This window comes from Nocardia kruczakiae NBRC 101016 (assembly GCF_001612965.1).
GTDB classification, from domain to species: domain Bacteria; phylum Actinomycetota; class Actinomycetes; order Mycobacteriales; family Mycobacteriaceae; genus Nocardia; species Nocardia kruczakiae.
The window spans coordinates 60,427-86,663 of the sequence record NZ_BDBL01000037.1 but is presented as its reverse complement, the minus strand read 5'-3'; the positions used below and the strand labels follow the sequence as shown (position 1 = coordinate 86,663).

Below are 26,237 nucleotides of genomic sequence, written 5' to 3'. Positions count from 1 at the left end.
ACTCCTAGCCCGAGATTCGGATACCGGGGTCGATACCCCAGATCGCCAAGGTGAGAAGAAGATTGGCGAAGACGACCACGATGATGGTCACCTTGATCGCGCGACCGGCTGCCACGCCCACCCCCTCGGGCCCGCCGGCGGCGACGAAACCGTAGTAGCACTGGATGAAGGACGCGATCACCACGAACGTGACGATTTTCAGCACCGAGTAGAGGATGTCGACCGGGTCGAGGAATTGATGGAAGTAGTGGTCATAGGTGCCCAGAGTTGTTCCGCCCAGGAGCATTACGGCCAGCCGTGTGCTCACATACGCGATCGCCAGGCCGACGGTGTAGAGCGGAACGATGGCGACCGCCGCGGCCAGCATCCGAGTGGTGATCAGATACGGAAGCGGCCTGATCGCGATCGATTCCAGCGCGTCGATCTCCTCCGAGATCCGCATCGAACCGAGTTGTGCGGTGAATCGGCAGCCGGCTTGGGCGCCGAATGCGATCGTCGCCAGCAGCGGGGCCAGTTCGCGGGTGGTCGCGAAACCGGATATCGCACCGGTGAGCGGGCTCATCGTCAGCAGATCGAGCGCGCTGTGGGCCTCCATGCCGACGGTGATGCCGCCGAATCCGCACAGGATCACGATCACGCCCACGGTGCCTCCGCCGACCACCAGAGAGCCGTTTCCCCACGTGACGTCGGTGATGAGGCGCAGCAACTCTTTTCGGTAATGACGGAGCACGAACGGAACGGCGGCCAGCGCCTCGACGAAGACCAGCCCTTGGTGTCCGAGGCGGACGTGCAGGCCGACGGGAATGCGCACAGCGACCGCGGCCCGACGCAGCGGACGTAGCAGCGGTGGGACGTAGACGGCCATGTCACAACACCTTCGAGGGGTAGAGGGTGTTGTAGATCTGGGTGATGAGGATGTTGATGCCGAACAGGACGATGGCGGAGTTCACCACCGCCGAGTTCACGGAGTCGGCCACTCCGGCCGGTCCGCCGCGGGTATGTAATCCGGTGTCGCAGGCGATGATCGCCGCCAGCGCACCGAAGATCGCGGCCTTGAGCATGGCCACCACCAGATCGGTGGCGACCGCGAACGAGGCGAAGGTGCGGATATAGGAGCCGGGTGTACCCGCCTGCATGTAGACGTTGAAGGCGTAACCGGTCGCGAAACCGACGAAGATCACCAATCCGCACAACAGGGTGCTGACCAGAACGGCGGCCGCGAGGCGGGGTGCGACCAGGCGCCGGATCGGGTCGACGCCCATCACGGTCATGGCGTCGATTTCCTCCCGGATCGTGCGGGAACCGAGGTCGGCGCAGATGGCTGACCCGACGGCGCCCGCGATCATCAGCGAGGTCACCAGGGGAGCGCCCTGGCGAATGATGCCCAGCCCGTTCACCGCGCCGATGAACGTCGTGGCGCCGACCTGGCTCACCAGCGATCCGACCTGGATGGAGACGACCACCGCGACCGGCACCGCGACCAGCAGTGTCGGGGTGGCCGACACACTCGCCATGAAGGCGCACTGCTTGATGAACTCCCGCCACGGAAATCGCCGCCGGAACACCGCGGTGACCAGTGCGAGGGTTGCGTGCCCGGTCATCGAGACCTGGCGGCCGGCGGTCTCCACCGAGCGCTGCGGGTGGTCGCGCCAGTAGCCGACGCCGAATCCGATGACGCGTCGACGGTCGGAAGCCGCCCCTGTTGCGCCCGAACGCACCCTCCCGTGCGTGCCCTGCGCTGACATCTGCATCCCTTCATCGGTCCATCGGAAAACACGCCTCGCTACGAGCACGTAGGCGAGGGTTAATTACGCTCAAGTAGAGTTATTTCTACGGATGCGTAGTAATGAGGTGAGACGTAGCAAGGGGGTTCGCGACCGCGCTGGCGTTTGAGAGGATTCGTGGGTGGCCATCGAAGAGAAACTCCCCGGTGTGTGGCAGGTCTCCCCCCGGCAGCCCGGGGGAAAGACCGGTAGACGCAACGGTCCGCGGCTCCCGCTGCCCGAGCGCCGGGAGCAGTTGCTCGATGCCGCATTCCAGGTGGTCGGCCGGGACGGACTGTCCGGACTGACGATGCAGGCGGTGGCCAAGCAGGCCGGTGTCGCCAAGCCGGTGCTCTACGCGGTCTATCCCACCGCACCCGAACTCGTCGCCGGCCTTCTGCATCGCGAGCATGCGCGCGGTATCCGCCAGGTGATGGACACGTTGCCCGACAACCTTCGCGAGATCGACCCCGATACGGCCTATGCCGATTCGGTCATGGCTTTCTTGCGTGCCGTGGAATCGGACCCGGTGCGCTGGCGGCTGATCCTGACCCACGCGGACGGAGCGCCCGCCGATTACACCGAACTGTTGTCGGCTGCGCGCGAGAAGATCGTCGGGCGGCTGATTCAGCTCCTCGAAACCGGTATCGAGCTGCGCGGAGGGCCCGCCAACGCCGACCCCGAACTCGTGGGTTACGTCATGCTCGGCTTCATCGAAACCCTCGGCCGCATGGTCATTTCCGATCCTGGCCGATTCCCGCCGGAACGACTACAGACCACGGTGCGTGCGCTCGCACGCACGTTGCCCAAAGGTTCCTGACCCGGCATCTCGGATCGACGAGGCCGCCGGCTCAGTGAGTTCGTGGGCCGAGCGCGAGTCCGAGTAGCGCGGCGACGATGCCGGTGCAGGTGTCGACGAGCCGGTCGCGCTCGATGCTCAGGTGCCCGTCGGTCCACTCCAGATACACCGACGTCAACGCTCCGGCCAGCGCGGTGCCGATGGTGGCGAGCGTGGCATCACTGCTGGCGAACAGATCCCCGGCGCTGTCGCCCAACAGGGGAGCCAGAGCCCGGATCACCGCCGGGGTGCGGCGGGTGATGTGCGCCCGTAAATCGTCGTCGGCCAACGGTTCACGCAGCAGCACCCGCGCCCGCCGCGGGTCCTCGTCGAAGAAATCGGCGCAGGTTTGCAGCGCCGACCGGATCGCCGTATACGGGTCGGTGCCCGCGGCGATCACCGACAGCCGCTCGCGCAACGCCGCTTCCACCCGGTCGTAGACGGCCAGGATCAGTGCTTCGCGGCCTTCGAAACTTTCGTAGAAATAGCGCGGGCTCAGATTCGCCTGTCGCGTCACCGCCCGCATCGTGACCGCCCCGGCTCCCGCTGTCCCGAGCAGATCGAAAGCGCACTCCAGCAACAGCTCACGGCGTTCGCCGGACCGGTCCTGCAGCGTCTGGCCTCGCCAGAGTTTGGGTGCGGTGCTCACGCCGGTCATCCTCGCATCCCCACCACACATCTCATTGACATCATCTGATTCTACATGAATCATATGATTCACCTCGAGGCGCGCAGTACCGGCACCGTGGCCGGTCGCGCCGATCGTGTGAAGGGGTCGCTCATGTTCGACGAGGAACAGTTCCAGCAGGCGCTGCGGCAGCCGCGGTTGTCGAAACCGGTACCGGAATTCCTGAATTCCAATCGCGCCGTACCGATTCGGGCGATCCCCGAAGCCGAACTGCAGGCCGGCACCCTCGAGTGGTTCGGTGAGTTCGAACGCAAACTGGAGCTCTACGGCAAGCTCGGCGTCGATCTGAGCTGGGTCATGGAATGGGCCAAGAAGTACTGGTGGAGCTTTCTGGTCCGGGATATGAGCCTCAACCACGAGCTCTACGCACCCGACATCCGCTACACCGACGTCACGACCTTCGGGCGCACCATCGTCGGTATCGACGAATTCGTGAAATACAACTTCGCCTTCTTCGACGCCATCCCGGACTGGCGCTACGACCCGCTGCCCAACCAGGTGTATCTGGACGTGACGCCGGAAGGCACGGTGCGCACCGTGATCCGCTACATCGGCAGCGGGCACTGGACCGGCCCGCTGCGCCTGTACCCCTACGACGAGTCCGCCCCCGTGATCTACGGCAACGGCCGCTTCATCCAGTGCCCGGCGGTCGACCGCTACCACTTCAACGCCGACGGACTCATGGAAGAAGGTGAAACCCTCTACGACTTCCTCGACGCCACGCAGCGCGGCGGCGTCCTGCCTCGCGATGACAGCTGGCAGTTCCGCACACTCATGGCCGCCTCCAAACTCCCCGCACTCCTCGCCCGGATCGGGACAGTGCGGTAGTGGGCGGCCGGGGCGGGGGACTGGCTACGCCGTTTGCGGTCCGGCATATCTATCTATCTACTGCCATATGCGCATCTATTTATTGAAATTCGCCGTTTCTCCCACTCGTTGACACGGTCGGCTGCGGCCGAGAGAACAGCCCGGATGGTCTGGGCCGATCGTCGGGGGTGGGGGCAGTGGAGCCGACAGTAGGGCGAGCAGAGGGCATGTGACGCAGCCTGATTCGGGTCTGCGCGGCGGACTGCGGGCGGCAACAGCGGAATTCGAGTAGCGGTCTACTCGGGTCGGCGGCGTGGTCGGTCCATACGCTGACAGCAACGTAGAAAGTTGATCGCTCGGCGTGGCTCGAACGGATGAAAGTAACGACGTCACCGCCGCAGAGGGATCCGGGTTTCGGTGCTGCTCAGCGCATTACGGTGTGGGCGAGCGTGAACGGCGCCCCGGTTTCACGGCGGCGGTGCGGCTCGGCTTATCGCCGCACAGCACCGTCGGCGCCACAGCACACCGGTACGGTCGGTCAGCGTCCGCTGTGCGGGCTATCGCTCGTGCCGGGCAACGCAATCCGATAGGAGGTCCGGCCGGTCGATGCCCGGCAGGTCTTCTCCGATCGCGGTATCCGGCCATAGCCGGCGTCGCGGCCACGTATTTGCACGGCCGTCCGGCGGGGAGGGGGCGGCGGCCGGTTGAGCGGACGACCCGCGCGCACCGGTGCTCGACAGCGCGTACGGCTACCGCCGCTAGTGTGGAGGTTCTGGAAATCGGTGACTGATACCTGTTGAGGTTGGTTGTGATGGCAACGTCGGCGACGCCATATCACCATGGTGATCTGCCCAATGCGCTGGTGCGTGCGGCGATCGAGCTGCTCGAGGAGGGTGGGGCGTCGGAGCTGTCGCTGCGTGGTGCTGCGCGGCGGGCCGGCGTGTCCACCGCCGCGCCCTATCGCCATTTCGCAGACCGTGATGCCCTGTTGTCGGCGGTCGCGGCGGTGGGGTACCGCGATCTGGCCGCGCATCTGGCCGCCGTGCACCCGGAGCAGGTGGGCACCGGCAGCCTCGGCGATATCGCGGTCGCCTATGTTCGGTTCGCGCTGACCCGGCCCGGGATGTTCCGGGTGATGTTCACCGAGTCCTGCGATGCGACCAGCCCGGAGCGGGTCGCCGCGGTGGAGGCCATCCACGACTACCTGGAATCCCTTGTGCGGCAGATCTTTCCGGACGCCGACCCGGAGCCCACCGCGACTGCGATGTGGGCGTTGGTGCACGGCTTGGCCTTCCTGCACCTCGATGGGAAGCTCGACGCCTCCTCCGAGAAGGTCGTCGACGCGCGGGTGCGAGCGGCGGTGTCGGCGATCCTCGATATTCCACGACTTCGCTGAAATTTCGTCCTTTACGCCGAGGCGCCGACGTCGGCGAGCAATCGCTGCGCCAGTTTCTCCGACGATTGGGGATTCTGGCCGGTGTACAGATTCCGATCGACGACTACGTGTGGGCGCAACGGAAGCAGGGCCTTGGAATATTCGACTCCTGTCTCCTTCAATTTGTCCTCGAGCAGCCAGGGCGCCTTCTTCGCGAACCGGTTCAGCAGTTCCTCGCGGTTGGACAGTCCGGTCATCCGGTAGCCGGCGAAGGGTGACTTCCCGTCGGGTGGGGTCGCCGCCAGGATGGCGGCCGGGGCATGGCAGAGCAGGGCGAGGGGTTTGCCGGAGGCGAGCCGCTCGGTGAGCAGCGCCCCGGAGGTCGCGTCGTAGGCCAGGTCTTCCATCGGACCGTGGCCGCCGGGGTAGAACACGACGTCGAAGGCATACGGGTCGACGGTGTCCAGCGCGACCGGATGGGCGAGGACGCTGTCGATGCGGTCGAGATACTGCTGCACCTCGCGGCGTTTCCAGGGCAGGCCGCCGGCGATTCCGAGACTGAGTCGATCGAGTGTCGGGGCTTTTCCGCCCGGGGTCGCGATGGTGATGTCCCAGCCCGCCTCGGAGAAGATGCGGTGCGGCACCGCCACCTCTTCGGCCCAAAAACCCGAGGGGTGTATTTCGCCGTCGTTCAATGTCCAGCGGTCGGCGGCAGAGATGACGAACAGGACTTTCGGCATTTTCGCTTACCTCCTGTAGTTGTGAAGAGTTTATGCGACGGCTAGGGCGCCGTCGCTCGCAGCGATCGGGTGATCAGGTCCGCGACGGCGTCCGGTGCCTCCCACGGCGGGGTATGGCCGACCGCTCGAAGCGTTGTCCACAGCGACCTGTCGAATTCCACGGTAGGCGCTCGAATCCGTGCGTCGAGTTCGCCGAAGGCCAATCGGGCCGGTTGTGGCAGCCGGGCCAGCCGATCCGGCAGCGGCGCCTCGGCGAGGTAGGTGTCGATGGCGCGGGTGCTGGTGGCGAAGTTGCGCCGCCCGCGTGTGCGCGCATCGGTGACGAACCGGTCCGGTATCGGGGTGCCCGGGGCGAATGCACTGCGCTGTGCGTCGCGTTGCCGTTCCTCGGAGGCCGAGGCCCACAACAGATCTCCGACGCCGGGCAGCGTCAGGGCCCGTTCGGCCGGTCCGCGTGCGGACTTCCGGCTCGCCCGCGACCAGGGTGGGCACAGCAGTATCAGCTCCGAGACCAGATCGGGGCGACGTTCAGCCAGGGCGGTGGCGACCAGCCCGCCGCGCGAGTGGCCGACCACGATCGACGGCGAGCCGAGCAACCGAGCTGTGTCGTCGGCGTCGTCTTCGATGGTGCCCGACGAATCTAGCTGCACGGCAACGATATTCGCCCGATCCGCAAGTATCGGCACGACCCGGTCCCACACTCGGTACGAGCTCGCGAGGCCGTGGATCAGGACGACCGTGGGGGCGCCGGGCGTTCCGGTGACCAATGCCCCGGCGCTCATGCCACCACCTCCCGGGTGCGGCGATGCAGGAGATGACGGGTGGGATCGAAGCGCAGCGTCCGGCGGCGGAAGTCGAACGTCGATCCGGGCCAGATGTTGGTGTTGCGGCCGTTGTCGTTGAGGTACCAGCTCGTGCAGCCACCGGCGGTCCACACCGAGCCCTCGCCGAGCCGCTCGACGTCCTCGGTGAATGCCTGCTGGGCGGCGGCGGTGGGTTCGATGGCGTCGAGGTCGTGGTCGCGGGCGTAGCCGAGCGCGCCGGCGATGTAGTTGGCCTGGGATTCGAACATGTGGATCACCGAGGTGTGGCCGAGGCCGATGTTCGGACCGTGGATGAGATACATGTTCGGAAATCCGGAGACGGAGGTGCCGAGATAAGCCGTCGGGTTGCCGTCCCACACTTGCGCCATGGTCCGGCCGTCGGGACCGTAGGTCCGGTCGGTCAGCGGCAGGTGCGAGGTGCGGAAGCCGGTGCCGTAGATGATGGCGTCGACCTCGTGCTGGGTACCGGTGTTGTCGATCAGGCCGGTCTCGGTGATCGAACTGATCCCGTGGGTGTTCACGGTGACGTTGGGCCGGTCGAGTGCGCGCAGATAGTCGTCGGAGATCAGCACACGCTTGCAGCCCAGCCGGAAGTCGGGAAGCAGCTGTTCCCGCAACTGCTCGTCGGCGACCTGGGACTCGAGGTGGCGCCGGGCGCCGCGTTCGGGCAATGCCATCAGCGCGGGGTTGCGGAAAGCGACCACCTGCCATTCGCGACGCAGATACACCCGCAGGCGCTCGAGCCGTTGCAGTGCCGGAATTCGGCGATACACGGCACGGGTCAGCGCGGTGGTCGGGCGGTCGTGGCGGGGGACCACCCAGGCGGGAGTGCGCTGGAAGACGGTCAGCCGTGCGACGTCGGGCGCAATGGCGGGAACGAACTGGACGGCCGAGGGGCCGGTGCCGATGACCGCGACGCGTTTGCCGGTCAGGTCGTAGTCGTGATTCCAGCGCGCGGAATGGAAACTCACACCTTCGAATCGGTCGATCCCGGGAATCGCGGGCAGCAGCGGATCGGCGAGTGCACCGGTCGCCAGCACCACGTGGGTGGCTGTCCGCGGACCCAGAGTGGTGTCGATGCGCCACAGGTAGGCGGTCGGATCCCATTCCAGGCGTTCGACCGTACAGCCGAGTCTCAGGCGGGAGCGCAGCCCCTGCGAACCGGTGACGTTTCTCAGGTACTCGAACAACTCGGGCTGGGTGGCAAAAGTGTTGCGCCAGTCCGGGTTCGGTGCGAAGGAGAACGAGTACAGATTGCTCTGCACGTCGACGGCGGCGCCGGGGTAGTCGTTGTCGCGCCACACCCCGCCGACCTCGCCGGCGCGTTCGAGCATCACGAAGTCGGAGAATCCCGCGCGGTGCAACCGCACCGCGGTCGCGATGCCGCCGAAACCGCTGCCGATGATCGCGACATGGGAGTGTGGGACGGTGTCGGCCGGATTGTGCTGCGGTGCTGTCGTACTCGTGGACATGATTCCTTCGAGGTGTCGACGACGAGCCGGGCTCGCCGAGGGCGGATGGTCGGGGGTTACCGCGTCGCGAGCCGGGAGGCCGGTGACGTGGCTCGTTCGCGCCGCGTCGACGCCAGCCATCGTGAGTAGCGGCGCAGCGCACGCGACTTCGCTCGCTGATCGGCGGCGAGGGCCAGCGCGGGATGGACACCGAGGGCCGGGTCCTTTCCGGCGGCCATGCGCCGCATCTGGTAGCGGACCTGCGCCATCTGCGCCAGCGAGGCGAGTGGTTTGTCCGACCAGGTCACCGGCTTCAACGCGCCGGCCGCGCCCAGTCCCTCGCGCCAGCGGTTGGGCAGATCCGGGGTGACCGCGAGGGCGGTGCCCATGCCGACGACGGCGACATTCTTCGCGAGCACGCGCTCGGCGGTGTCGCTGCGCGTGATGCCGCCGGTCAACATCAGCGGAATCGGGCTGGTCTCGGCCAGTTCGGCGGCCAACTCCAGGAAGTAGGCCTCCCGCGCCGCCGTGCGGCCATCGGTGGGCCGCCCGGACATGGCGGGGCTTTCGTAACTACCGCCCGACACCTCCACCAGATCCACGCCGAGGCCTGCCAGCATGCCGATGACCTTGCGCGCGTCGTCGGCGTCGAATCCGCCGCGCTGGAAGTCGGCGGAGTTCAGTTTCACGGCCACCGCGAATTCGGGTGACACCACCGCCCGGGTGGCGCGCACGATGTCCAGGAGCGGGCGCGCGCGGTTGGCGAGGGAACCGCCCCATTCGTCGGTGCGGTTGTTCACCAGCGGCGACAGGAACTGCGATAGCAGATATCCGTGTGCGGCATGGATTTCCACGCCGTCGAAGCCCGCGAGTTCGGCCCGCTCGGCGGTGGTGGCGAAGCGGGTGACGGTGTCACGGATCTGCTCGGCGGTCATGGCGACCGGGCGGCCGAACCGCTTGGAATGCCGGCCCACGTCGACGGCGATATCGGATGGGCCCCAGACGACGCCCGGCATATTCGCCTGAATTTGGCGACCGGGGTGGCTGATTTGCATCCATATCGCGGCCCCGGCGGCCTTTCCGGCCTCGGCCCAGGCGGCGAACGGCTCGAGTGGGGAATCCGCGTCCAGGACGATGCCGCCGGGTCCGGTCAGCGCCTCGGCATGCACCATTACGTTGCCGGTGATCAGCAGGCCGGCGCCGCCGGCGCCCCACCGCCGGTACAGCGCGATCAGCCGATCGTCGGGCAGCTGTGCCCGCCCGGCCAGTCCCTCCTCCATGGCGGCCTTCGCGATGCGGTTGCGCAGTACCTGGCCGGACCGTAGTTCCACCGGCGAGAACAGCGTGTCTCGTGTCGAAGCGCTGGGCACGGCGGCCTCCTTCCTGGGTATGTTTGCGGCGTTCACATTGTGTGGACAGTGCTAACATAGAGGAATATGTAAGCGGCGTCAACAATGGAAGGTGGGGATATGGCACTGTCGAGTGCGTCGTATCACCATGGAGACCTGCCCAACGCGTTGGTCCGCGCGGCGGTGGAACTGCTGGAGGAGAGCGGTGCGCCCGAGCTGTCGCTGCGGGCGGCCGCGCGGCGGGCGGGTGTCTCCACGGCGGCGCCCTATCGGCATTTCGCCGACCGTGAGGCGCTGCTGTCGGCGGTGGCCGCCGTTGGATACGGAGATCTGGCCGGGCAACTGGCCGCGGCGCATCCCGAGCCGGAGACGCCCGACGGGTTGGCGGCCGTGGCCAACGCCTACGTGCGATTCGCTCTGACGCGGCCGGGCATGTTCCGGGTGATGTTCGCCGAGCCCTGTGGTTCGGCCGATGCCGAGCGGGCTGCGGCCGAGGTGATCGAAAAATTCGTCGACGGCATTGTGCGGCAAGCATTTCCGCACACCGATCCGGATGCCACGGCGACCGCGGTGTGGGCGCTGGTACACGGCCTGGCCTTCTTGCACCTCGATGGCAAGCTCGACGCGTCGTCGCCGGAAGTCGTTGCGGCCACGGTGAACTCGGCGGTGCGCGCCGTTCTGGCTGCCGGGTGATGCCCGAAGCTACATATGTTGACGTCGTCCACATATCTGCTAATGTATGCGCCGCTTACTCGCTCAGGTGTCACGCGGACCGCAGTGGCGAGAAATCCGACAAGGGGCACGTGGTGAACAAGAACACGGTGAAAGACGCCGGGGCCAAGATGATGAACATCGCGCACCGGCTGGTGCTCGCGGTCAGCGGAAATCGGCTACTGGCCGAGCCATTCGGTATGCCGGTGGTCGAATTGCACACCATCGGCCGCAAATCCGGTCAGCCGCGATCGTGCTACCTGACCTCGCCGGTGCGCGACGAAAATCGGGTGATACTGGTGGCGTCCAAAGGCGGCGACGACCGCCATCCCGACTGGTACCGCAACCTGCAGGCGCATCCCGATGCCGAACTCGTGATCGACGGACAGCGCCGGAAGATCCACGCCCGCACCGCGAATGCGGAGGAACGGGCGCGGCTGTGGCCACAGATCACCGAGGTCTACCGGGGCTACGCGAACTACCAGACGCGGACCACGCGGGAGATCCCGGTAGTCATCTGCGAGCTGGAGGGCACACGATGACCGCGCACCCCCGGCCCGCGGGCGCGAGGATGCCCGCAGTCGGACGCCGTCGCTGATCGCCGACCTCGGCTGCCGCACCATGGCATCGGCCGAATCGTAAGCTGGTGACATATCGAAGGCGGGCGCCGACCACGAACGTCCAACGGCACCACAATCAATGCAGCTCGCGCGGCTGTACCCCACGCACTCACCGACTGGAGACCCTGGTGACAGAGAGCCGATCAGCCTCGAACCCGCGACGCACGATCGTCATTACCGGTGCCAGCGACGGCATCGGAGCGGTGACCGCGCGGGCGCTGGCCGCGCCCGACGTCGACCTCGTCATCGTCGGCAGGTCGGCACAGAAACTCGCCGCCGTGACCGCCGACACCGGTGCGACCGCCTTCACGGCCGATTTCGCCGTCCTCGACGATGTGCGCGGTCTCGCCGAGCAGATCGGCGAACATGCCGGCGCGATCGACGTGTTGCTCAACAACGCGGGCGGCCTCTTCGAGCCGCAGCAGCGGACCGTCGACGGGCACGAACCCAACTTCCAGATCAACCACCTCGCCCCGTTCCTTCTCACCAATCTGCTGCACGACAAACTCGCCGCCCACGGTGCGCTCGTGCTGAACACCGCGAGCGTCGGCAACCTGTTCGGACGCGTCGACATCTCCGACCTCGACTACCGCCGCCGCCGCGCCTTCGGATGGCGCGCCTACGGGTCGAGCAAGCTGATGAACATCATGTTCACCCGTGGTATCGCGCAGCGCTGGACATCGGACGGAATCGTTTCCGCCGCAGTCCATCCCGGCCCCGTGGCCTCGAGCTTCGGCCGCGACTCCCGCGCCGTCGGCCTGCTCTACCGCACCCCGCTGCGCCACGTAGGCACCATCACTCCCGCCCGTGGCGCCGAACCCCTGATCGAGTTGGCCCGCCGCGGCGCCGACCCGGAAATCAACGGCGTCTACTTCCACCGCCACCGCGCAAAAGGCCCCGAGTCGCCCCAAGCCCACAACCGCCACCTCATCGACGAACTGTGGTCCGCCTCAGCCGATCTCGTCGGGCTGGATTGAGATCGAGCCTCGCGCGGCGCGCCGATGTCCGCGCGTAGGTCCTTGTGAGCCCAGCGGGGCTTGCGCTTCCGCGGCGGCCAGTACAACACCGCGTAGTAGACAGCGACCGACAGCAGGCACACGACTATCAAAAGACCGAGCATCCGAATCCCCTCCGATGCTTGATTTCTGGCCACTTCGCGAATGACAGGCGCGGCGATACGGTCTCCACGTCCGCCAGCGCCATGACGGCGTTGAGTGTAAGTGCGTCCATGTGCTCCGGCGATGGGGTGAGCACGGCATCGACGTCGGCGTCCCGTACGAGATCCGGCAGTGGGACGAGACTTGCTTCAGGCCACACGAGCGTGTAGCCGAGATGCCGCGCCAACCTCCTCAGTTGCGCTGCATGCCATTGCGCTGTCTCGCTGACCTCGTCTGCGATCCATGCGAGCGCCGTGGGCTCAGCTCTCATCGCCGTCGTCTTCGGCGATATACGGCGCGACGATGTCGAGCATCGCGGATTTCGTCTCGTTTCCCTCAACACGCATCGACAGGCACTCCCCGGTTCGAAGGGCTTTCGGTATTGCATCCGGCGCCGGAGAGGTTGTCTCAACCCGGCGCGGGGACGTATCGCAATGATGCACTCACCAGGCGACTATGTCTAGTCTAGACGTATGAGTCTAGTTATAGAATCGGCCGCGTAGGCCAACCGACGAGAGGCATTACCAGTGAGCGTGACGGGTGACGTCATCCGGCAACGGAGAAAGGTCCTTGGCTACTCACAGACCCAGCTTGCGAAGTTGGTCGGCACGGACCAGAAGACCGTGTCCCGTTGGGAGACAGGCGAAACCGAACCAGTTGTGTCGGACCTCGTCCGGCTCTCCGAGGTGTTGGACGTGTCACTGAACACGCTCGCGGGCAAGACCGCCGCCGGACTCGATTTCTCTGGTGACTGGTGGTACTCGGGGCAGGCATTCGGAGATGCCGGGGAACGAATCGACACGCTCGAACTGCATATCGAGCAAGACGGATTGTGGCTGCAACTCGCTGGCGCCCGCGCCCGGCCGGTGTCGGAAGGGTCCTACGCGTGGACCGGTGAAATGAAGCTCTACGACTCCGAAGCGTTCATGGGTTGGTACGTCGCTGCTGACGGAAATGTGCGATCGAAGGGAACGCTGTATTTCGAACTTCACCCGCACGGCCAGATGATGAGGGGCGGATGGGTCGGTCAGTCGTATGTTGCACCGGTTGTGCAAGGTTGGTGTGCGGTCGCGCGGGAACGTTGGGTCGCGGAGGCCTTGGTCCGTGACATGGCCCGAACTGAGGGACAATTGAAGGCATGGCCGACACTGAAACCGTAGTAGACGTTTCGATCACTGCCAGCGACCCGGAATTTCTCGCCGGGCTGGTCCGTGAACTAGTGGAAGCCCGATATGTGGCCTGCGGCAATATCGTTCCCGGCATCCGCAGTATCTACCGGTGGGACGGCGCAGTACAAGACGACCGGGAGTCGTTGGCCATCCTGCACACTCGGCGATCGCGGGTGGACGACATCTTGGCGTTCCTGAAAGACAAGCATCCGGACGAGACACCGCAGGTGATAGCCACGGAAGCGGTCCAGACCCATCCGGGATATCGGGATTGGGTCCTGGACAGCACGCGACCGCGCTAGCCGCCGAACAGTCAATCCAGCTCGCAGCGTCGGGACGCGACCCGGTAGTACATTGTCGTCAGGTTCCCAGGAGGTTCCGGCTGACCGGGCGGCCGTTGGGTTCCGTGCTTACCAGCGATGCGGCGTCAGGGAGGAAATGTGGATATCACCCAGTTGATCCTCGATGACCATCACGAGCAGCGGCGGCTGTTCGCGATTCTGGAGCAGATCGATCGGGGGGACACCGGTGCCTTGGGGTCGATCTGGGACAGGTTGGCGGCGTTTCTCGAATTGCATGCGCAGGCGGAGGAGGAGATTTTCTATCCGGCGCTGCTGCAGGTGGGGATCGCGGCTCGGCGGGCGAGCGGGACGGAGGACGAGACGCTCGACGCGATCGGTGACCACAACGAGATCAGGGACGCGGTCGCCGAAGTAGGACGGCACCAGGTCGGCACCGACGAGTGGTACGCGGCGGTCGCGGCCGCGAATCTGGCCAACAGCGATCATATGGCCGAGGAAGAGCGTGAGGGGCTCACCGACTTCCGGCGCCTGGCCGGGTTGCAGCTCCGTCATCACCTCGCGGTGGCCTTCGCCGCGTACGAGGCGCGCAACTACGCCGGTGTCGTGCCCGTCGACAAAGACCCTGCCGGCTACGTCCGTGCGGCGGAGGCGGCGTTGCGAACCGGGGGCAACGGATCGCTCAGCGTGGGTAGTTTGAAGCGAATTCCGCCCAGCTGAGCACCTCACCCAGGGGAGACGACGCGAATGTCCGCGTGGGCGTGGCACTCTGGACACGTGCCTCTCCCGGCGGGTGGCCGCCGGCACGACAACGCTAGGAGGTCGCAGGACATGGTGAGCGTTATCGGTGGTGGGATCGCGGGCAGTTGCCTGGCCGGTGGTCTCGCCCGGCGAGGGCATCGGGTAGCGGTCTACGAACAACAGCGCCCGGGGCCCGGAGCCGGGGCGTTTCTGTTCATCGACGGGCGCGGGCACGACGCGATGGCGGCGATGGGCGTCGATCGTTCGGCGCTGCACGAGGTTTCGTATCCGCTGGCGGGTCTCGACTACGAGGACAGCCGCGAACGGCGCAGCGCGATGCCCAGTCGCGGTCATCGTTTCTGGTTGCGCCGCAACCTCATGGGCGTGCTGTCGGAGTTCGTCGCGGGCTCGGGCGCCGAGCTGCGCTACGGCGAGCCGATCACCGGCGTGACCGTGGGCGAGGACAACCACACGATCCGGCGCGGCTCCGAAGTCCTCGCCGCCGAGGGACTGCTGATCGGCGCCGACGGTATCGACTCCGTCGTCCGCGCCGCGCTGGAACCCGCTCGCACTCCCGTCTACGCCGGTGACGTCGTGCTGTACGGAATGACCGGCACGCCACTGGATCCGCCACCGCCCACCACCCCCGCAGTCCTCCACTTCTACGCCGAGGTCGCCGAAGACGGCAGTGCCGGAAGTACTTTCGGCCACATCTGGCGTCCCGAGGATCCGGCAGCCCCGTGGTTCGTGCGGATCCCGCGCGATCCGCTCCCCGGCACCCGCGACGATATCGGGATGCGACCGGTCGACGAGTGGGCCGAAACCGTTCTGGCCGCAACACCTTCCAGCCGGGCGCTGGTGTCGGCCTTCCTGTCGCGGACGGAACAGGTGCACGTCAGCAACGCCCGCAACGTCCCCCTGGAAGATGCACGCGCACCGCAGGATTCGGTCATCCTCATCGGTGACGCCGACCACGCGATCACTCCGGCCGCCGGAGTGGGCGCCCGCGACGCGCTCGAGGACGCCCGCGCCGTCTTCGACGCGATCGTCGGCACCGCCTCACCCGCCGAAGCGATGACGCAACGCCGCAAGCAGATCGTCATCGACCGCGAAGCGGCTCTGCGGGCGCGGCGCCGATGACGACTATCGCACCGGCAGCCCTGTGAGCCGGGCGAGGGCGGTATAACCGTCGTCGGTGCCGGGCCAATGGGCGCGGACCGCCTCCGGGCCGGCGGCGCGGACGACGCTGCGCAGGACCGCGGTGACGATGATGGCGTCGTCGGCGTATCCGATGCCGGGGATGATGTCGGGGATCAGGTCCAGGGGTGAGGCGAGGTAGGCCAGCACCAGCCAGAGCCGGATCCGGACGCCGCGTGGCAGGGAGCGGTCGGCGGCCAGGCGGCGGATCAGGCGCAGGGTGTCGGGCAGGATCCGCAGGGCTTCCCGCAGCAGGTTGCCGCGCGGCCGGACGATGATCAGCGCCGTGATCAGCGCAAACCAGCACACGATGAGCGCGGCCGCGACCGCGACCAGCAGATCCCACCACCACGAGCCGGTCATGATCGGTATCCCACCATCACACGTCGCCTCGATCGGCGGTGGGGTCCCCGGGTCCGGTCGTGTTCGCCTCCACACGATCGTGGCGGACACTTCGACCGCAGGTTTGCCCATAGCTTGCCCGGTCGCTCGGCGGTACCGTGTTCACAAGCCTCCGCCGTCGGATTGGAGAGCATCGTGAGCGACGAATCGGCTCGCAAGACATTCACCGAACTGAAGGAACGCGCCGGGCGCCGTCTCGTCAGCGGACCGGAGCGTTCGTTCATCCCGGACGCCGATCTCGACGAGTTCTGGGCCACGCTGGAGCCCGCGACCATCGATTTCATGATCGGTGAATGGCAGGGCGGCGAGTTCGACACCGGCCACCGGGAGAACGGAACGCTGGCCCTCGTCAACTGGTTCGGCAAGACGTTCGATTCGGCCACCGATGTGAAGCCGCTGGTCTGTCTGGACGCCGACGGCAACAAATACTCGAACACCGACAACGGCGAGGGCAGCCTCTGGATGGAGGAATTTCGCGGCGAGGTCACTGCGACGATGGTGTTCGACGGGCAGCCCGTGCACGACCATTTCAAGAAGATCGACGACGACGCCGTGATGGGCATCATGGACGGCAAATACGCCCTCGACGACGGCCGCTACGCCCCCGCGAGAGTCTCGAGGTGGACAGCGGTGGCCGGCGAGGTCACCGAATAGTCGGTGGTGCCGGTGAAGTAGGCGCGGGTCCATGTCGTGGTGGTTCGTTCGAGCATGGCCCAGTTGGCGGGCTGCGGTGTGCCGCAGAATAATTCGCCCAATCCATCGCTGGAAGGTCCTTCGGCGTCGGTGTGTTCGCCGGAGGTGAGGCGAATGCCGACGAACGGCCGGTGCAGGTGCGTCTGAAGGGCCGCTGTGCCGCTGGCGAAGTTGTTGCACAGGCCGGGTGGGCCGGAGATCGTGAGAATCGGCAGGGCGGTAGGGGCGAGATCGGCCAGAGCGGTGTCGGTGTTGGTGCCGAGGAAGGATTTCACCGGATCCAGCAGGATCAGTCCGCGCAGATTCGGCCAGGCCTGCGCAGCGCCGGCGTGCAGGCGGTGGGCGACGTACTCGACCGCCTCGGCCCCGGCCGAATGGCCGACGAACACGAACTGCCGCGGCAGGGCAGGTGCGGTGACGCCGGCCTGCGCGGCGGCGGTGGCGAGGGCGGTGGCCAGCGGGCCGGTGGGATCGTTCGCGGTAGCGAACAATCGGGCCACCTGATCCAGGAACACCGTATTGTCGCCGAGGTTCTGCAGCGTGCAGCCCGACAGGTTCATGAACGGCAGGCTCGGCGCGAAGACGAGGTTGCCGGCACCGGCCAGACGAGCGGCGAGCGCGGCGACATTGCCGTCGGCGCGGGCGAATCCGTGCTGCAACCACACCAGTCCGCGCGGTGTGCCGGCGGGCAGATACCAGTCGGCATGTTGCTCGAGGGTCGTCCCGGCGCACGGCAGTGCGATCGTCCCCGGCAAACCTGGCGAGTCGGCGGCCGCTGGGGCGAATCCGAGGACGGCGACGCATGCCCCGGCCATGACGGTGAGGGCCGAAGTTCGAAAGGCCATCGCGACTCCCTGTGCCGGGCAGCCGGTTTCGGCGCGGTGAGCCGACCGCGAGGGGGTTCCTGAGAAACCCAACGGGTGGACAGCTCCGGGCCGAAACCGCTATGTTTCATTCACCGAAACGGTGTTTCTTCCAAGGGAATAGTACGGCGATTCCCGAGCCGGTGCGAGGGGTAGTTGATGAGATCGGCGCTCTATGTCCCGGGCAACCGTCCGGCGCTGTTCGACAAGGCGTTGGCCGGACCTGCCGATGTGGTTCTGCTGGACCTCGAGGACTCCGTCCCGGCAGGGGAGAAGGTCCGCGCCCGTGAACTGGTGTCGGCATGGCTGGCCCCGCTCCCCGCGACGAGCCGCGGACGCATCTGGGTGCGGGTGAATTCCGGCGACGACGCCGATCTGTGCGCGGTGGCGGCCGCCGGACCCGCCGCGGTATGCCTGGCGAAAACCGAATCGGCCGAACAGGTCCGCGCGGCGGCGGGTGTGCTGAGCGACCGTGAGCCGGCACCGGGCGTTGTCGGCATCTGCCCGCTGCTCGAAAGCGCGGCGGCGGTGCTCGCTGCCCGTGAGATCGCCGCGGCGCCGCGGGTGCTGCGACTGCAGCTGGGTGAGGCGGATCTGTGTGCCGATATCGGGATGGCGCCGGGCCCCGACGGCGCGGAACTGCTGGCGATCCGCACTCACCTGGTGCTGGTCAGCGGGGCCGCGGGTCTCGAACCGCCGCCGGCTCCGGTCAGCACCGACTTCCGCGATCTGGCCGCACTCCGAGAGAGCACCGAAGCGTTGGCGCGCTTGGGGTTTCGCGGCCGCACCTGTATCCATCCCGCCCAGCTGCCGGTCGTGAACGCGGTGTTCACCCCGTCCGCCGAGGAGCTGACGCGCGCCCGGGATCTGGTGGCGCGCTTCGAGGCCGGGGGCGGTGGCGTCGTACTGGACGCCGACGGTCGTATGGTCGATCTCGCTGTCGTCCGCCGCGCCCAGCGATTGCTGGCCGAAGCGGGCGATCGGTCACTGTTCGCGCAGTAGTCGTCCGGCCCCTTCGACGCGGTCGTCGATCCCGTGCTCGCGCAACGCATGCCACAGCGTCGCGGCATTGATCGCGATCACCGGTTTTCCCAACTCGCGTTCCAGTTCGTCGGCCGTTGCCACGAAGGACAGATTCGTGCCCACCTGCACGATCGCCTCCACCTGCGGCCCGTCCAGTCCCGCGACCACCGCGCGCAGCCGGTCGGGCCGGACCTTGGCGATATCCATGGCGGTCGGGCAGCGCAGCCCGGTGATCGCGGCGACCTCGAAGCCGGCCTCGGTGAAGAACCGGCCCACCTCCTCGTCGGCGACCGGCTGATACGGCGAGAACACCGCGATCCGCCGGCATCCCAGGGCGTGCAGGGCCGCGCGGCACGAACTCGCCCCCGTCGTCACCGGCAGGCCGGTGCGTTCCCGCAGCCGTCGTTCGAAGGCCGCATTGCCCTCGACCCCGCCCCAGAACGTTTCCGCGGACATGCCCATGACCATGCGGTCCGGTTCGGCGGTGAGGACATCGCGCACGGCGGTATCGATGGAGGCGCGGATCTGGCCCAGCAGCGCCCGGAAATCGTCGTCGTCGCCCATGACCGGATCGGGAATGTACATCGACCCGGCCCGGTAGCTGATTCCCGGCAGCCCGGCCCGCCAATAGTCGTGTTCGACAACGGTATTGGTACTGGGCACGATGACGCCGAAGACGGCGCGGGTTCCCACGGCATTGGTCATCTCGAGGTCTCCTCGCTCGCTGCGACCGGCCGCCTCAGCGACGGCCGGAACTGTGTTCCAGTGCCTGATCGACCGCGCGGTGTGCGCGGTCCCGGTCGACGGGGCCGTCCAACAGCAGTACGTCCACGAGCAGCGGCGCCACGATGGACAGCGCGATCTCCTCGATCGCCGCCTGCTCCCGCACTCCGGCGCGGCGCACCGCGGCGCGGAACGGCGCGAGCAGGTCGCTGACGTATCGGTGGCGCAATTCGACGCAGTCGGGATCTGCCGCCGAGGCGGTCACCAGGGCGCGAAGGAACGCGGCAACCGGCTTGTCGCGCAGTCGATCACAGAGTGAATCGACCTCGCCGTGCAGGTCGGCGACCGGATCGCCGGTCGGCTCCGGGGAGGGGTGGGGTGCCACGGTGATCAGTGCGGCGAGGAAGTCCTTGGGTGCCGGCCAATGGCGGTAGATGGTGGTGCGCGCAACGCCTGTCACGGCGTGCAGCCGCCGGGGCGTCAGGGCGGCCGCGCCCTCGGTGAGGACCAGTTCCAGCGCGGCGGTGAGCACGATCTCCGCGGTGTCGGTGGCCGGTCCGGAAGGACGTCCGGGTCTGTTCACGGTAATAAACGATACATCTTGTTTTGCTTATTGATAAGCACTACATTCTGTATCGGAAAGTCAGCTCCGGGAGGAGGACCCATGCGTCCACATGTAGAGCTCATCGACGACAAAGATCTGATCTGGCACCGCGCCGAGTTCCAGCGCGCCACGGGCAGTGCCGAACAACGCAACCTCAGTTATGACGAGGAGGATGGTTCGGCCTCGCTGAAGGTCCGGTTCACCAGCGACTGGTCCCGGCCCGCAGGCGTGCACGTGGCCGACACCGAATGGTTCGTGCTGTCCGGGCGAATAACCGTGGGCGACAACGAACTCGGAACCCACGGCTACTGGACGGCGCCGGCCGGGGTGTGGACGCCGCCGATCCGGGTAGCGGCCGGTACGGAAATTCTGCTGTTCCGGGAGGGGGGCGGCTGGGGGTTCGACCTGGCGGACGGTGATCGCGAATTCGTGCGTCCCGACCAGGAACTCGTCGTCCTGGATACCGCGTCGATGCCGTGGATCGATGTGAAGGACGGCAGCCCGATGCGGTTCGATCTGGGCGGCACCCCCGTGCCCGGGCTCTACATCAAACTGCTGCACCGCGACGAGAAGACCGGCTTCTACACCCGCCTGATCAAGGCGAAGCCGGGATGGCGGGAGGTGCCGCTGGCGCATCATCCGTGCAGCGAGGAAGCGTATTGTCTCGACGGCGGTTTCGAGTACAACTTCGGCACCATGTGGCCGGGCACCTACTTCTGGCGCCCGCCGTACATCCGGCACGGTGACTTCACCGCCGATGCCGAGCGCGGCTGCACCTGGATCATCCGCTCGGACGCGGATCTGGTCGACTGGTACACCGAGAACGCGAGCGTGTCCATGGCGGGCGATGCCACCAATTGGGGGCCGGACTTCCCGGAGACGGCGGCGCCGCGGTTCATCGAGCCGGTCCGGTCGAAATCGGTCGGCGCGTGGGCGAATCCGAGCTATCAGTAGGTCGCGGCCCGTGCCCCTCCCTGGCGCCGGAGGGGCACGGGACCGGTCAATGGTCGCGCAGCAGTGAGCCCGCGCCCTCGATGCGATCGGTGAACCCGTTGTCGCGCAACGCCATCCACCAGGTCGCCGCGTTGATCGCCAGCACGGGTTTGCCCAGCCAGCGTTCGGCCTCGTCGGCCAACCGCACCATCGACAGGTTGGTTCCGCACTGCACCAGCGCGTCCACGCCGTCACCGTCGACCTCGCGCAGTGCGGAGCGCAGCTCGTCCTCGGTGACGTGGGCGATGGAAACGGCTGTGGGGCAGCGCAGTCCCTTGATCGCCTTCACCTCGAAACCGAGCTCGCCGAAGAATCGCACCACATTCTCGTCGCCTACTTGTTGATAGGGCGTGACCACGCCGATGCGGCGCGCACCGTAGAGCGCCAGTGCGCGCCGGCACGCCTCGGCGCCGGTGGCGACCTCGAGTCCGGTCACGTCGTGAATCTGGCGCACGAAGCGGCGGTTGCCCTCGACGCCGCCCCAGAACGTCTCGGCCGACATTCCCATCACCATGTAATCGGGTTCGCAGGTCAGCACCCGCTCGCACGCGGCGACGATCTCGTCGCGGATCTGCTCGAGCAGCCGGCCCATTCCGGCGTCGTCGCTCATATCCTGGTCGCGGATGTGAATGCGGCCGAAATGCGCGGTCACCCCGGGCACACCCAGGCGCGCGAAATCGGGCTCGACCACGGTATTGGTGGACGGGGCCAGGACTGCGAACTTGGCTCGCCAGCCGAGTACGTCGGGCATCGAAACAGCTCCTTCTGGAATCGGCTACGCGGCGAACGGGTCGCGGGTGCGAAACGGTGCCGCGGCGAAGCGGCGGATCACCTTGCCCGTGGTCAGCCACTCGACTCGCGCCCCGTTGCGGATGCGAGTGACGGCCCGCTCGGCCAGCCAGGGCGCGACGGTGTCCACCGGATCGGCGAGAATGGCGAAGATCTTGCGGGCCTTGGCCAACTCGTCCGGGTCGGTGTATCCGTGGGTGAGCAGGTCGGTGGTGACCATGCCGGGGCTGAGGACACCGACCGAGACGCCGGGCGGAACCTCCTTGGCGAGCGCCACGGTGAGGTAGCCGACCGCACGCTTGCTGGCTCCGTAGACACCGAGACCGGGTACGGTGCGCCCGTCGCTGCCCAACCCCTCCATATTCCAGATGTGGCCGCCGTGCTCGGACATACCGGCGATCGCGACCACGCAGCCGTTGAGGACGCCGATCAGGTTGGTGTCGATCACCTTTCGCACCGCGGCGTCCGGTAGCTCCCACATCGGCGCGCGGGTCTGGGAGACGCCGGCGTTGTTGATCCAGATGTCCACGGCGCCGAATCGTTGCGCCGCCGCATCCCACAGGCTGCGCAGATCGTCACGATCGGTGGTGTCGGCGGCCAGCACCACGGCGTCCTCGCCGAGTTCGGTGCGTGCCGATTCGATCCGTTGCGGGTCGGTGCCGCAGACCGCGACGCGATGGCCGCGGGCCAGTAGCGCCCGGGCCATCCCCAATCCGATACCCCGGGTGCCGCCGGTGATGACCACGTTGCTCATTGCCGCTCCAGGACGCCGTGCACGATCACCGACAGCCGGTTGTGTTCGAACACTTGATAGGCGACCGCGAGAGTGGACCCTGCGCCCATACCCGGTTCGGCGTCCATCATGAATTCGCGGCCGATGAGCCGACGGCCGTCACGGTGGTGCAGCCGTACGAAATTGGCTCGGCCGCAAGCCAATCCGTTGCCGAACGCGTCGGGGCCCTCGTGGAATGTGCGTGCGCCGTCGCGACGGACGACGACATCGATCACGGATCCGAGCGGCCCCGCGAACTCGAGCCGATGGGCCGCGGTGAGCAGGCCGAGGGGTCCGACGGTGCGGGTCAGCCGAGTAGTGCCTAGGCTGCGCTGCTCCACCGACCACACTTCCAGATCGCCGGCATAGCAACTGTCGTCCTTGGTGGGAAAAATGAATGTCACTCCACCACAGCGCGTTTCGGTATTCACTCGCTCCTCGGCGAGCGCCGGGTCTCGGGTGTAGAGCCCGGTGAACACGCCGACCATCGCCGGGCCCTGATACAGCAGCGACGAATACACCTGGGTGTCGTCGATCGTCTGATTCCACGTGTTCAGCGAGACCTGCCAGCCGGGCCCGTAGTAGTGGGCGTCGACGAATCCGCCGTAGGGCTGCCCGGAGCCGTAGAAGTCGGGCCCGGTGTAGATGCGATCGCCGTCGGAGTCCAGGACACCGAATTCGAACGGGGCGCCGAGGGCGAACCGCCCAGCCATCCGTCCGCCGCCGGAGAGCCCGCCGTCCATGTAGTAGGTGGTCGTGCCGTCCTCGAACACCGAGGACCGGCGGATATCCTCGAATCCCAGCCAGACGCCCTCGGCGTCGAACAGCGAGGGCCGCCCCACCCATTCGCCCGCGATCCGCTGCTGCCAGCGGCTCGGCTCCGTGGTGCTCATCCCTGCAACTCCCGGCGCACCTGTTCGGATTGCTCGGCGCCCAGCAGGCGGGTCACCTGATGCCACACCGGGTCGACCTCGGGGCTGAACAGGTTGGCGCGATTCGCGCGATCGCGGGCCGGCAGATCGGCATCCGGGGCCGGAACGCCCTTGTCCAGCAGGGTGAGCCAATGCCGCAGGTATGCGTCGACGGTCTCGGTGAGTTGCCCGAACGCCGATTCGCTCGCCCGGCACACCACCATCCACGGTGACATCAGCGCCCGCTGCCGGGGACCGATGGCGGCCGGTGCGACGCCGTCGAGCTGCCAGGCCGCATCCAGCAGCGGCGTCAACGGCAGATAGACGGCGTCCAGATAATCCAGATTCACCGCCAGATCGGCACGCGGAATCAGGTCCAGGTGCATGGCGTAGTACTCGCCGCCGTAGACCGCGTCGAGCGTGAAATGCGGCACCGCGGAATCGGCCGCGGTGAACGCGAAGATCATATGGCTGTCCAGGCCGATGGGCGGCACCACCAGATCGACGGTCACCACCTTGTCGATCAGACCACCGCGCAACACCCGCAACCTGCCCACCGGTTCGGGTGACATGGGACTGTGCAGCGCTCTCTCCGCGACGACGATCGAACCCGTTGCGCCGGAAAGTATTTCGAGAGTGCGCGTACTCAGCGTGGTGGGCAGGCTCATCGTGGGTCTCCTCCCTGGCGGGCCTTGTGCACCCAGGCGGCGGCGAGTTCGGGATCGTCCAGGCGCGCGGGGGAGGCGATGACGGTGGCCCTGCGTCGCGGCGAATCGCCGGTGATCACATCGCCGCCGAGCCACCAGCCGTCCTTGATCAACTGGGCGCGGCGCCGGCGGTAGGCGACCTGCAGGGCATCGCTGCGCACATGCAGCTCATCGGACAGGTCGAACGGAAGCAGCTCCGGACGTTGGGATTCCACCACCGGCCGGTCCTGCAGCAGGATCTTCTCGATGCGCTTGCGGGCGTTGCCGTCGGCCCAGGAGGCGGTGAAGAAGTTGCGGAAGCCGAGAATCTTGATCAGTGTGCGGTCCTGCGAAAGCGGAATGTTGAAGTCGTAGAGCATCAGATCGCCGATCGGCAGCCGCACATGCAGTTTCACGATATTCGGCAGATACCAGGCATTGGTGACGGTGACGTACTCCGGCATCGCCTTGCCGCGAAACAGCAGGCCCCACAGCCCCCTCGGTGGTGGCGGGCTCAGCGGAATATCCGCCTCCGCCGACCAGTCCGTCTGCCGTATCCGGAAATCCGGGATCTGCGGTTTGTCCGGGTTGCCGAACGCGGTGCCGTGCACGAAGGGTGTGTGCGAGGCGTCCACCACGTTCTCGAAGGCGCGTTCGTAGTTGGCGTCGATGACCATCTCGTACTGCACGGCTCGGAACGCCGGATCCTCCCACTGCGGAATCTCCGGAATCGGTGGCCGCTGCGACTCGGGTAGATCGCCGAGGAACGCCCACACCATGCCGTAGCGCTCCACCGCCGGATAGGCGTCCACTCGCGCCTTGCGGGGGATGGCCCGTTCGGGCGCGTTGGCGGGGATGCGCACGCACACGCCGCCGGAGTCGTATTGCCAGCCGTGGTACGGGCAGGTGATGCAGTCCCCGCTCACCGTTCCCAGCGACAGGGCACCGCCGCGGTGCACGCACAGATCCGACAGGCAGACCGGCGCGCCGGATTCGGCGCGATAGAGCACGAAGTCCTGGCCCAGACAGGTCACCCGGCGTGGCGCCCGGCCGACCTTGTCCGCGAATTCCATTGCGTACCAGAAGTTCTTGAGCACCGTGATCTCCTCAGCGCCGCTTCAGCAGCAGTCCGTCGTCGAAACCCGACAGTTCGTCGCGGGCGGTCGCCGAATCCTTCAGGTGGGCGTTCAGGAACAGTGTGGTCAGCCGCGCGAATCGCGGCAGGGCATCGGACTCCGCGGGGCCGTCGAGGAATGCTCGGGCCGCGGTCGGATCGGCGTCGGCGATGCCGAAATGATTGGCGCCGGGCACGATCGCGAGCAGATGCTCACCCTCGGGCAGTGCCTCGGCGAAGGTGCGGGCCACCGGATCCGGCCGATCCTCGCCCTCACCGTAGCGGTCGGCGCTGCCCTGGATCACGCCGTCGTTGCCGCCGACACCCAGCAGCACCGGGCAGCTCACCTGCGCGGGAAGCACCGTACCCGGGTCCCAGCCCAGCATGGTGGCGACCATGGTGTGCGCGCCCCACGCGAAAACCGCTCGCACGGAAGGGAAGTACCGCGCGGACTGCAACACCACGGTGCCGCCCGCCGAATGGCCGCCCAGTGCGACGCGCTCCAGATCGAGTGCGCCGCGCAACGGTGCGGTGGTGTTCAGTTCGGCCAGCGCGTCCAGCACCGCCGGGATGGTCGGGCAGGTGGGCCGGGTGCCGTAGGTGTCGGGTCGCGCGGCCGCCAGATCGACGCCGGGCGTGAGCCCGCGCTGCCCACCGAACAGATCGGCCACCCGATCGAAGGTGACCACCACATAACCGGATTCGGCGATCGCGGTCGCGAATCGGCGATAGCTGTCCTGCCCGACATTGACACCGGACAGGAAAACCACCACCGGATAGGGTGCGCCGGCCGGATCGGGGACGAAGACGCCGGTGAGCCGCTCGGCGTCGTCGCCGGAGGCGACGGCGGGGTAGTAGAGCTTGAGGTGGGCGGTGTCGAAGGGGGCGTCGCCGTCGGTGCGCGCGGACCACCACAGGGAGCGGATCAGGCTCAT

At 67.1% G+C, this 26,237-nt stretch carries 31 protein-coding genes; 13 read left to right on the top strand and 18 right to left on the bottom strand.

What is annotated here, in order from left to right; genetic code table 11:
- Window positions 1-4 precede the first annotated feature (4 nt).
- Complete coding sequence (locus NK1_RS24935) at window positions 5-865, bottom strand: ABC transporter permease (protein ID WP_063012463.1); 861 nt, start codon at window positions 863-865, stop codon at window positions 5-7.
- A gap of 1 nt (window position 866) precedes the next feature.
- Window positions 867-1,751, bottom strand: coding sequence for an MlaE family ABC transporter permease (locus tag NK1_RS24930; RefSeq protein ID WP_439955963.1), 885 nt, complete (start codon window positions 1,749-1,751; stop codon window positions 867-869).
- A 154-nt stretch (window positions 1,752-1,905) separates the two neighbouring features.
- Between NK1_RS24930 and NK1_RS24925 the strand changes: the two genes are divergently transcribed.
- Complete coding sequence (locus NK1_RS24925; protein ID WP_063012461.1) at window positions 1,906-2,583, top strand: TetR/AcrR family transcriptional regulator; 678 nt, start codon at window positions 1,906-1,908, stop codon at window positions 2,581-2,583.
- A gap of 31 nt (window positions 2,584-2,614) precedes the next feature.
- On the opposite strand, the gene NK1_RS24920 is transcribed toward NK1_RS24925, so the two are convergent.
- The gene (locus NK1_RS24920; protein WP_063906103.1) at window positions 2,615-3,259 is read right to left on the bottom strand and encodes a TetR/AcrR family transcriptional regulator; all 645 of its coding nucleotides are present in this window, start codon (window positions 3,257-3,259) and stop codon (window positions 2,615-2,617) included.
- 45 nt (window positions 3,260-3,304) lie between these two features.
- Here NK1_RS24920 and NK1_RS24915 point away from each other — a divergent pair, with 45 nt between their 5' ends.
- Window positions 3,305-4,117, top strand: a complete 813-nt coding sequence (locus NK1_RS24915; RefSeq protein WP_245660792.1) for a nuclear transport factor 2 family protein — start codon at window positions 3,305-3,307, stop codon at window positions 4,115-4,117.
- A gap of 790 nt (window positions 4,118-4,907) precedes the next feature.
- Window positions 4,908-5,492 carry a TetR/AcrR family transcriptional regulator gene (locus tag NK1_RS24910; RefSeq protein WP_036505787.1) on the top strand — a complete coding sequence of 195 codons (585 nt, stop codon included), beginning with the start codon at window positions 4,908-4,910 and terminating at the stop codon, window positions 5,490-5,492.
- An 11-nt stretch (window positions 5,493-5,503) separates the two neighbouring features.
- On the opposite strand, the gene NK1_RS24905 is transcribed toward NK1_RS24910, so the two are convergent.
- Genes NK1_RS24905 through NK1_RS24890 form a run of 4 tightly spaced genes read right to left on the bottom strand, consistent with a single transcriptional unit; the run spans window position 5,504 to window position 9,856 of the window.
- Entirely contained in the window at window positions 5,504-6,211 is a 708-nt protein-coding gene (locus tag NK1_RS24905) for a type 1 glutamine amidotransferase domain-containing protein (RefSeq protein ID WP_063012457.1), read from the bottom strand.
- Between the two features lie 41 nt (window positions 6,212-6,252).
- On the bottom strand, window positions 6,253-6,993 hold the full coding sequence (locus tag NK1_RS24900) for an alpha/beta fold hydrolase (protein WP_063012455.1): 741 nt from the start codon (window positions 6,991-6,993) through the stop codon (window positions 6,253-6,255).
- Window positions 6,990-8,507, bottom strand: a complete 1,518-nt coding sequence (locus NK1_RS24895) for a flavin-containing monooxygenase (protein ID WP_063012453.1) — start codon at window positions 8,505-8,507, stop codon at window positions 6,990-6,992. The genes NK1_RS24900 and NK1_RS24895 overlap by 4 nt, the downstream gene beginning before the upstream one ends.
- Before the next feature lie 56 nt (window positions 8,508-8,563).
- Window positions 8,564-9,856 (bottom strand): NADH:flavin oxidoreductase/NADH oxidase family protein, encoded by a 1,293-nt coding sequence (locus NK1_RS24890; protein ID WP_063012451.1) that lies wholly within the window; start codon window positions 9,854-9,856, stop codon window positions 8,564-8,566.
- Window positions 9,857-9,955: 99 nt separating this feature from the next.
- On the opposite strand from NK1_RS24890, the gene NK1_RS24885 reads away from it, so the two are divergent.
- The 3 genes from NK1_RS24885 to NK1_RS24875 all read left to right on the top strand — a co-directional run bounded on the left by NK1_RS24885 (window position 9,956) and on the right by NK1_RS24875 (window position 12,143).
- On the top strand, window positions 9,956-10,528 hold the full coding sequence (locus tag NK1_RS24885; RefSeq protein ID WP_063012448.1) for a TetR/AcrR family transcriptional regulator: 573 nt from the start codon (window positions 9,956-9,958) through the stop codon (window positions 10,526-10,528).
- Between the two features lie 113 nt (window positions 10,529-10,641).
- Window positions 10,642-11,088 (top strand): nitroreductase family deazaflavin-dependent oxidoreductase, encoded by a 447-nt coding sequence (locus tag NK1_RS24880; RefSeq protein WP_245660791.1) that lies wholly within the window; start codon window positions 10,642-10,644, stop codon window positions 11,086-11,088.
- Window positions 11,089-11,294: 206 nt separating this feature from the next.
- The gene (locus NK1_RS24875; RefSeq protein WP_063012446.1) at window positions 11,295-12,143 is read left to right on the top strand and encodes an SDR family NAD(P)-dependent oxidoreductase; all 849 of its coding nucleotides are present in this window, start codon (window positions 11,295-11,297) and stop codon (window positions 12,141-12,143) included.
- Between the two features lie 127 nt (window positions 12,144-12,270).
- On the opposite strand, the gene NK1_RS24870 is transcribed toward NK1_RS24875, so the two are convergent.
- Window positions 12,271-12,594, bottom strand: coding sequence for a hypothetical protein (locus NK1_RS24870; RefSeq protein WP_063012444.1), 324 nt, complete (start codon window positions 12,592-12,594; stop codon window positions 12,271-12,273).
- 256 nt (window positions 12,595-12,850) lie between these two features.
- Here NK1_RS24870 and NK1_RS24865 point away from each other — a divergent pair, with 256 nt between their 5' ends.
- The 4 genes from NK1_RS24865 (at window position 12,851) to NK1_RS24850 (ending at window position 15,672) form a co-directional block, all read left to right on the top strand.
- Window positions 12,851-13,483 carry a helix-turn-helix domain-containing protein gene (locus NK1_RS24865; RefSeq protein WP_084461508.1) on the top strand — a complete coding sequence of 211 codons (633 nt, stop codon included), beginning with the start codon at window positions 12,851-12,853 and terminating at the stop codon, window positions 13,481-13,483.
- Window positions 13,462-13,794: a divalent-cation tolerance protein CutA gene (gene cutA / locus NK1_RS24860; protein WP_063012441.1), complete on the top strand. Its 333-nt coding sequence runs from the start codon at window positions 13,462-13,464 to the stop codon at window positions 13,792-13,794. The genes NK1_RS24865 and cutA overlap by 22 nt, the downstream gene beginning before the upstream one ends.
- Window positions 13,795-13,932: 138 nt before the next feature.
- Window positions 13,933-14,511, top strand: a complete 579-nt coding sequence (locus NK1_RS24855) for a hemerythrin domain-containing protein (RefSeq protein ID WP_063012439.1) — start codon at window positions 13,933-13,935, stop codon at window positions 14,509-14,511.
- A gap of 111 nt (window positions 14,512-14,622) precedes the next feature.
- Window positions 14,623-15,672, top strand: a complete 1,050-nt coding sequence (locus tag NK1_RS24850) for an FAD-dependent oxidoreductase (protein WP_167354299.1) — start codon at window positions 14,623-14,625, stop codon at window positions 15,670-15,672.
- A 3-nt stretch (window positions 15,673-15,675) separates the two neighbouring features.
- Here NK1_RS24850 and NK1_RS24845 read toward each other — a convergent pair whose 3' ends face one another.
- Window positions 15,676-16,092, bottom strand: a complete 417-nt coding sequence (locus NK1_RS24845) for a YkvA family protein (protein WP_063012435.1) — start codon at window positions 16,090-16,092, stop codon at window positions 15,676-15,678.
- A gap of 174 nt (window positions 16,093-16,266) precedes the next feature.
- Here NK1_RS24845 and NK1_RS24840 point away from each other — a divergent pair, with 174 nt between their 5' ends.
- A complete protein-coding gene (locus NK1_RS24840) occupies window positions 16,267-16,785 on the top strand; it encodes a DUF4334 domain-containing protein (RefSeq protein WP_157104427.1) in 519 nt (172 codons plus the stop codon).
- On the opposite strand, the gene NK1_RS24835 is transcribed toward NK1_RS24840, so the two are convergent.
- Window positions 16,728-17,669, bottom strand: coding sequence for an alpha/beta hydrolase (locus NK1_RS24835; protein WP_157104426.1), 942 nt, complete (start codon window positions 17,667-17,669; stop codon window positions 16,728-16,730). The two genes, NK1_RS24840 and NK1_RS24835, sit on opposite strands and share 58 nt — an antisense overlap.
- Before the next feature lie 177 nt (window positions 17,670-17,846).
- Between NK1_RS24835 and NK1_RS24830 the strand changes: the two genes are divergently transcribed.
- Window positions 17,847-18,689, top strand: a complete 843-nt coding sequence (locus tag NK1_RS24830; RefSeq protein ID WP_063012431.1) for an HpcH/HpaI aldolase/citrate lyase family protein — start codon at window positions 17,847-17,849, stop codon at window positions 18,687-18,689.
- On the opposite strand, the gene NK1_RS24825 is transcribed toward NK1_RS24830, so the two are convergent.
- Together NK1_RS24825 and NK1_RS24820 are read right to left on the bottom strand one after the other, a co-directional pair.
- Window positions 18,672-19,415, bottom strand: coding sequence for a maleate cis-trans isomerase family protein (locus tag NK1_RS24825; protein ID WP_063012429.1), 744 nt, complete (start codon window positions 19,413-19,415; stop codon window positions 18,672-18,674). The two genes, NK1_RS24830 and NK1_RS24825, sit on opposite strands and share 18 nt — an antisense overlap.
- A 34-nt stretch (window positions 19,416-19,449) precedes the next feature.
- A complete protein-coding gene (locus tag NK1_RS24820) occupies window positions 19,450-20,016 on the bottom strand; it encodes a TetR/AcrR family transcriptional regulator (protein ID WP_036510422.1) in 567 nt (188 codons plus the stop codon).
- An 81-nt stretch (window positions 20,017-20,097) separates the two neighbouring features.
- Here NK1_RS24820 and NK1_RS24815 point away from each other — a divergent pair, with 81 nt between their 5' ends.
- Window positions 20,098-20,991 (top strand): DUF4437 domain-containing protein, encoded by an 894-nt coding sequence (locus NK1_RS24815; protein WP_036510425.1) that lies wholly within the window; start codon window positions 20,098-20,100, stop codon window positions 20,989-20,991.
- 46 nt (window positions 20,992-21,037) lie between these two features.
- On the opposite strand, the gene NK1_RS24810 is transcribed toward NK1_RS24815, so the two are convergent.
- The 6 genes from NK1_RS24810 to NK1_RS24785 are packed head-to-tail and all read right to left on the bottom strand — an operon-like array spanning window position 21,038 to window position 26,237.
- A complete protein-coding gene (locus NK1_RS24810; RefSeq protein WP_063012427.1) occupies window positions 21,038-21,781 on the bottom strand; it encodes a maleate cis-trans isomerase family protein in 744 nt (247 codons plus the stop codon).
- A 24-nt stretch (window positions 21,782-21,805) separates the two neighbouring features.
- On the bottom strand, window positions 21,806-22,573 hold the full coding sequence (locus NK1_RS24805; RefSeq protein WP_063012425.1) for an SDR family oxidoreductase: 768 nt from the start codon (window positions 22,571-22,573) through the stop codon (window positions 21,806-21,808).
- The gene (locus NK1_RS24800) at window positions 22,570-23,484 is read right to left on the bottom strand and encodes a hypothetical protein (protein ID WP_063012424.1); all 915 of its coding nucleotides are present in this window, start codon (window positions 23,482-23,484) and stop codon (window positions 22,570-22,572) included. The genes NK1_RS24805 and NK1_RS24800 overlap by 4 nt, the downstream gene beginning before the upstream one ends.
- Window positions 23,481-24,170: a hypothetical protein gene (locus tag NK1_RS24795; RefSeq protein ID WP_063012422.1), complete on the bottom strand. Its 690-nt coding sequence runs from the start codon at window positions 24,168-24,170 to the stop codon at window positions 23,481-23,483. Before NK1_RS24795 ends, NK1_RS24800 begins: the two co-directional genes overlap by 4 nt.
- Window positions 24,167-25,285: an aromatic ring-hydroxylating dioxygenase subunit alpha gene (locus NK1_RS24790; RefSeq protein WP_063012420.1), complete on the bottom strand. Its 1,119-nt coding sequence runs from the start codon at window positions 25,283-25,285 to the stop codon at window positions 24,167-24,169. The genes NK1_RS24795 and NK1_RS24790 overlap by 4 nt, the downstream gene beginning before the upstream one ends.
- Window positions 25,286-25,295: 10 nt before the next feature.
- On the bottom strand, window positions 25,296-26,237 hold the full coding sequence (locus NK1_RS24785; protein ID WP_063012417.1) for an alpha/beta hydrolase family protein: 942 nt from the start codon (window positions 26,235-26,237) through the stop codon (window positions 25,296-25,298).

Excerpts from the sequence above, each read along its gene's own strand:
- NK1_RS24845 (WP_063012435.1), bottom strand. The coding sequence starts at position 16,092 with ATGACCGGCTCGTGGTGGTGGGATCTGCTGGTCGCGGTCGCGGCCGCG.
- NK1_RS24930 (WP_439955963.1), bottom strand. The coding sequence starts at position 1,751 with ATGCAGATGTCAGCGCAGGGCACGCACGGGAGGGTGCGTTCGGGCGCA.
- NK1_RS24825 (WP_063012429.1), bottom strand. The coding sequence starts at position 19,415 with ATGACCAATGCCGTGGGAACCCGCGCCGTCTTCGGCGTCATCGTGCCC.
- NK1_RS24900 (WP_063012455.1), bottom strand. The coding sequence starts at position 6,993 with ATGAGCGCCGGGGCATTGGTCACCGGAACGCCCGGCGCCCCCACGGTC.
- cutA (WP_063012441.1), top strand. The coding sequence starts at position 13,462 with ATGGCCGACACTGAAACCGTAGTAGACGTTTCGATCACTGCCAGCGAC.
- NK1_RS24805 (WP_063012425.1), bottom strand. The coding sequence starts at position 22,573 with ATGAGCAACGTGGTCATCACCGGCGGCACCCGGGGTATCGGATTGGGG.
- NK1_RS24800 (WP_063012424.1), bottom strand. The coding sequence starts at position 23,484 with ATGAGCACCACGGAGCCGAGCCGCTGGCAGCAGCGGATCGCGGGCGAA.
- NK1_RS24870 (WP_063012444.1), bottom strand. The coding sequence starts at position 12,594 with ATGAGAGCTGAGCCCACGGCGCTCGCATGGATCGCAGACGAGGTCAGC.
- NK1_RS24850 (WP_167354299.1), top strand. The coding sequence starts at position 14,623 with ATGGTGAGCGTTATCGGTGGTGGGATCGCGGGCAGTTGCCTGGCCGGT.
- NK1_RS24895 (WP_063012453.1), bottom strand. The coding sequence starts at position 8,507 with ATGTCCACGAGTACGACAGCACCGCAGCACAATCCGGCCGACACCGTC.
- NK1_RS24815 (WP_036510425.1), top strand. The coding sequence starts at position 20,098 with ATGCGTCCACATGTAGAGCTCATCGACGACAAAGATCTGATCTGGCAC.
- NK1_RS24920 (WP_063906103.1), bottom strand. The coding sequence starts at position 3,259 with ATGACCGGCGTGAGCACCGCACCCAAACTCTGGCGAGGCCAGACGCTG.
- NK1_RS24795 (WP_063012422.1), bottom strand. The coding sequence starts at position 24,170 with ATGAGCCTGCCCACCACGCTGAGTACGCGCACTCTCGAAATACTTTCC.
- NK1_RS24915 (WP_245660792.1), top strand. The coding sequence starts at position 3,305 with ATGAATCATATGATTCACCTCGAGGCGCGCAGTACCGGCACCGTGGCC.
- NK1_RS24785 (WP_063012417.1), bottom strand. The coding sequence starts at position 26,237 with ATGAGCCTGATCCGCTCCCTGTGGTGGTCCGCGCGCACCGACGGCGAC.
- NK1_RS24905 (WP_063012457.1), bottom strand. The coding sequence starts at position 6,211 with ATGCCGAAAGTCCTGTTCGTCATCTCTGCCGCCGACCGCTGGACATTG.
- NK1_RS24810 (WP_063012427.1), bottom strand. The coding sequence starts at position 21,781 with ATGCCCGACGTACTCGGCTGGCGAGCCAAGTTCGCAGTCCTGGCCCCG.
- NK1_RS24885 (WP_063012448.1), top strand. The coding sequence starts at position 9,956 with ATGGCACTGTCGAGTGCGTCGTATCACCATGGAGACCTGCCCAACGCG.
- NK1_RS24935 (WP_063012463.1), bottom strand. The coding sequence starts at position 865 with ATGGCCGTCTACGTCCCACCGCTGCTACGTCCGCTGCGTCGGGCCGCG.
- NK1_RS24835 (WP_157104426.1), bottom strand. The coding sequence starts at position 17,669 with ATGGCCTTTCGAACTTCGGCCCTCACCGTCATGGCCGGGGCATGCGTC.
- NK1_RS24830 (WP_063012431.1), top strand. The coding sequence starts at position 17,847 with ATGAGATCGGCGCTCTATGTCCCGGGCAACCGTCCGGCGCTGTTCGAC.
- NK1_RS24910 (WP_036505787.1), top strand. The coding sequence starts at position 4,908 with ATGGCAACGTCGGCGACGCCATATCACCATGGTGATCTGCCCAATGCG.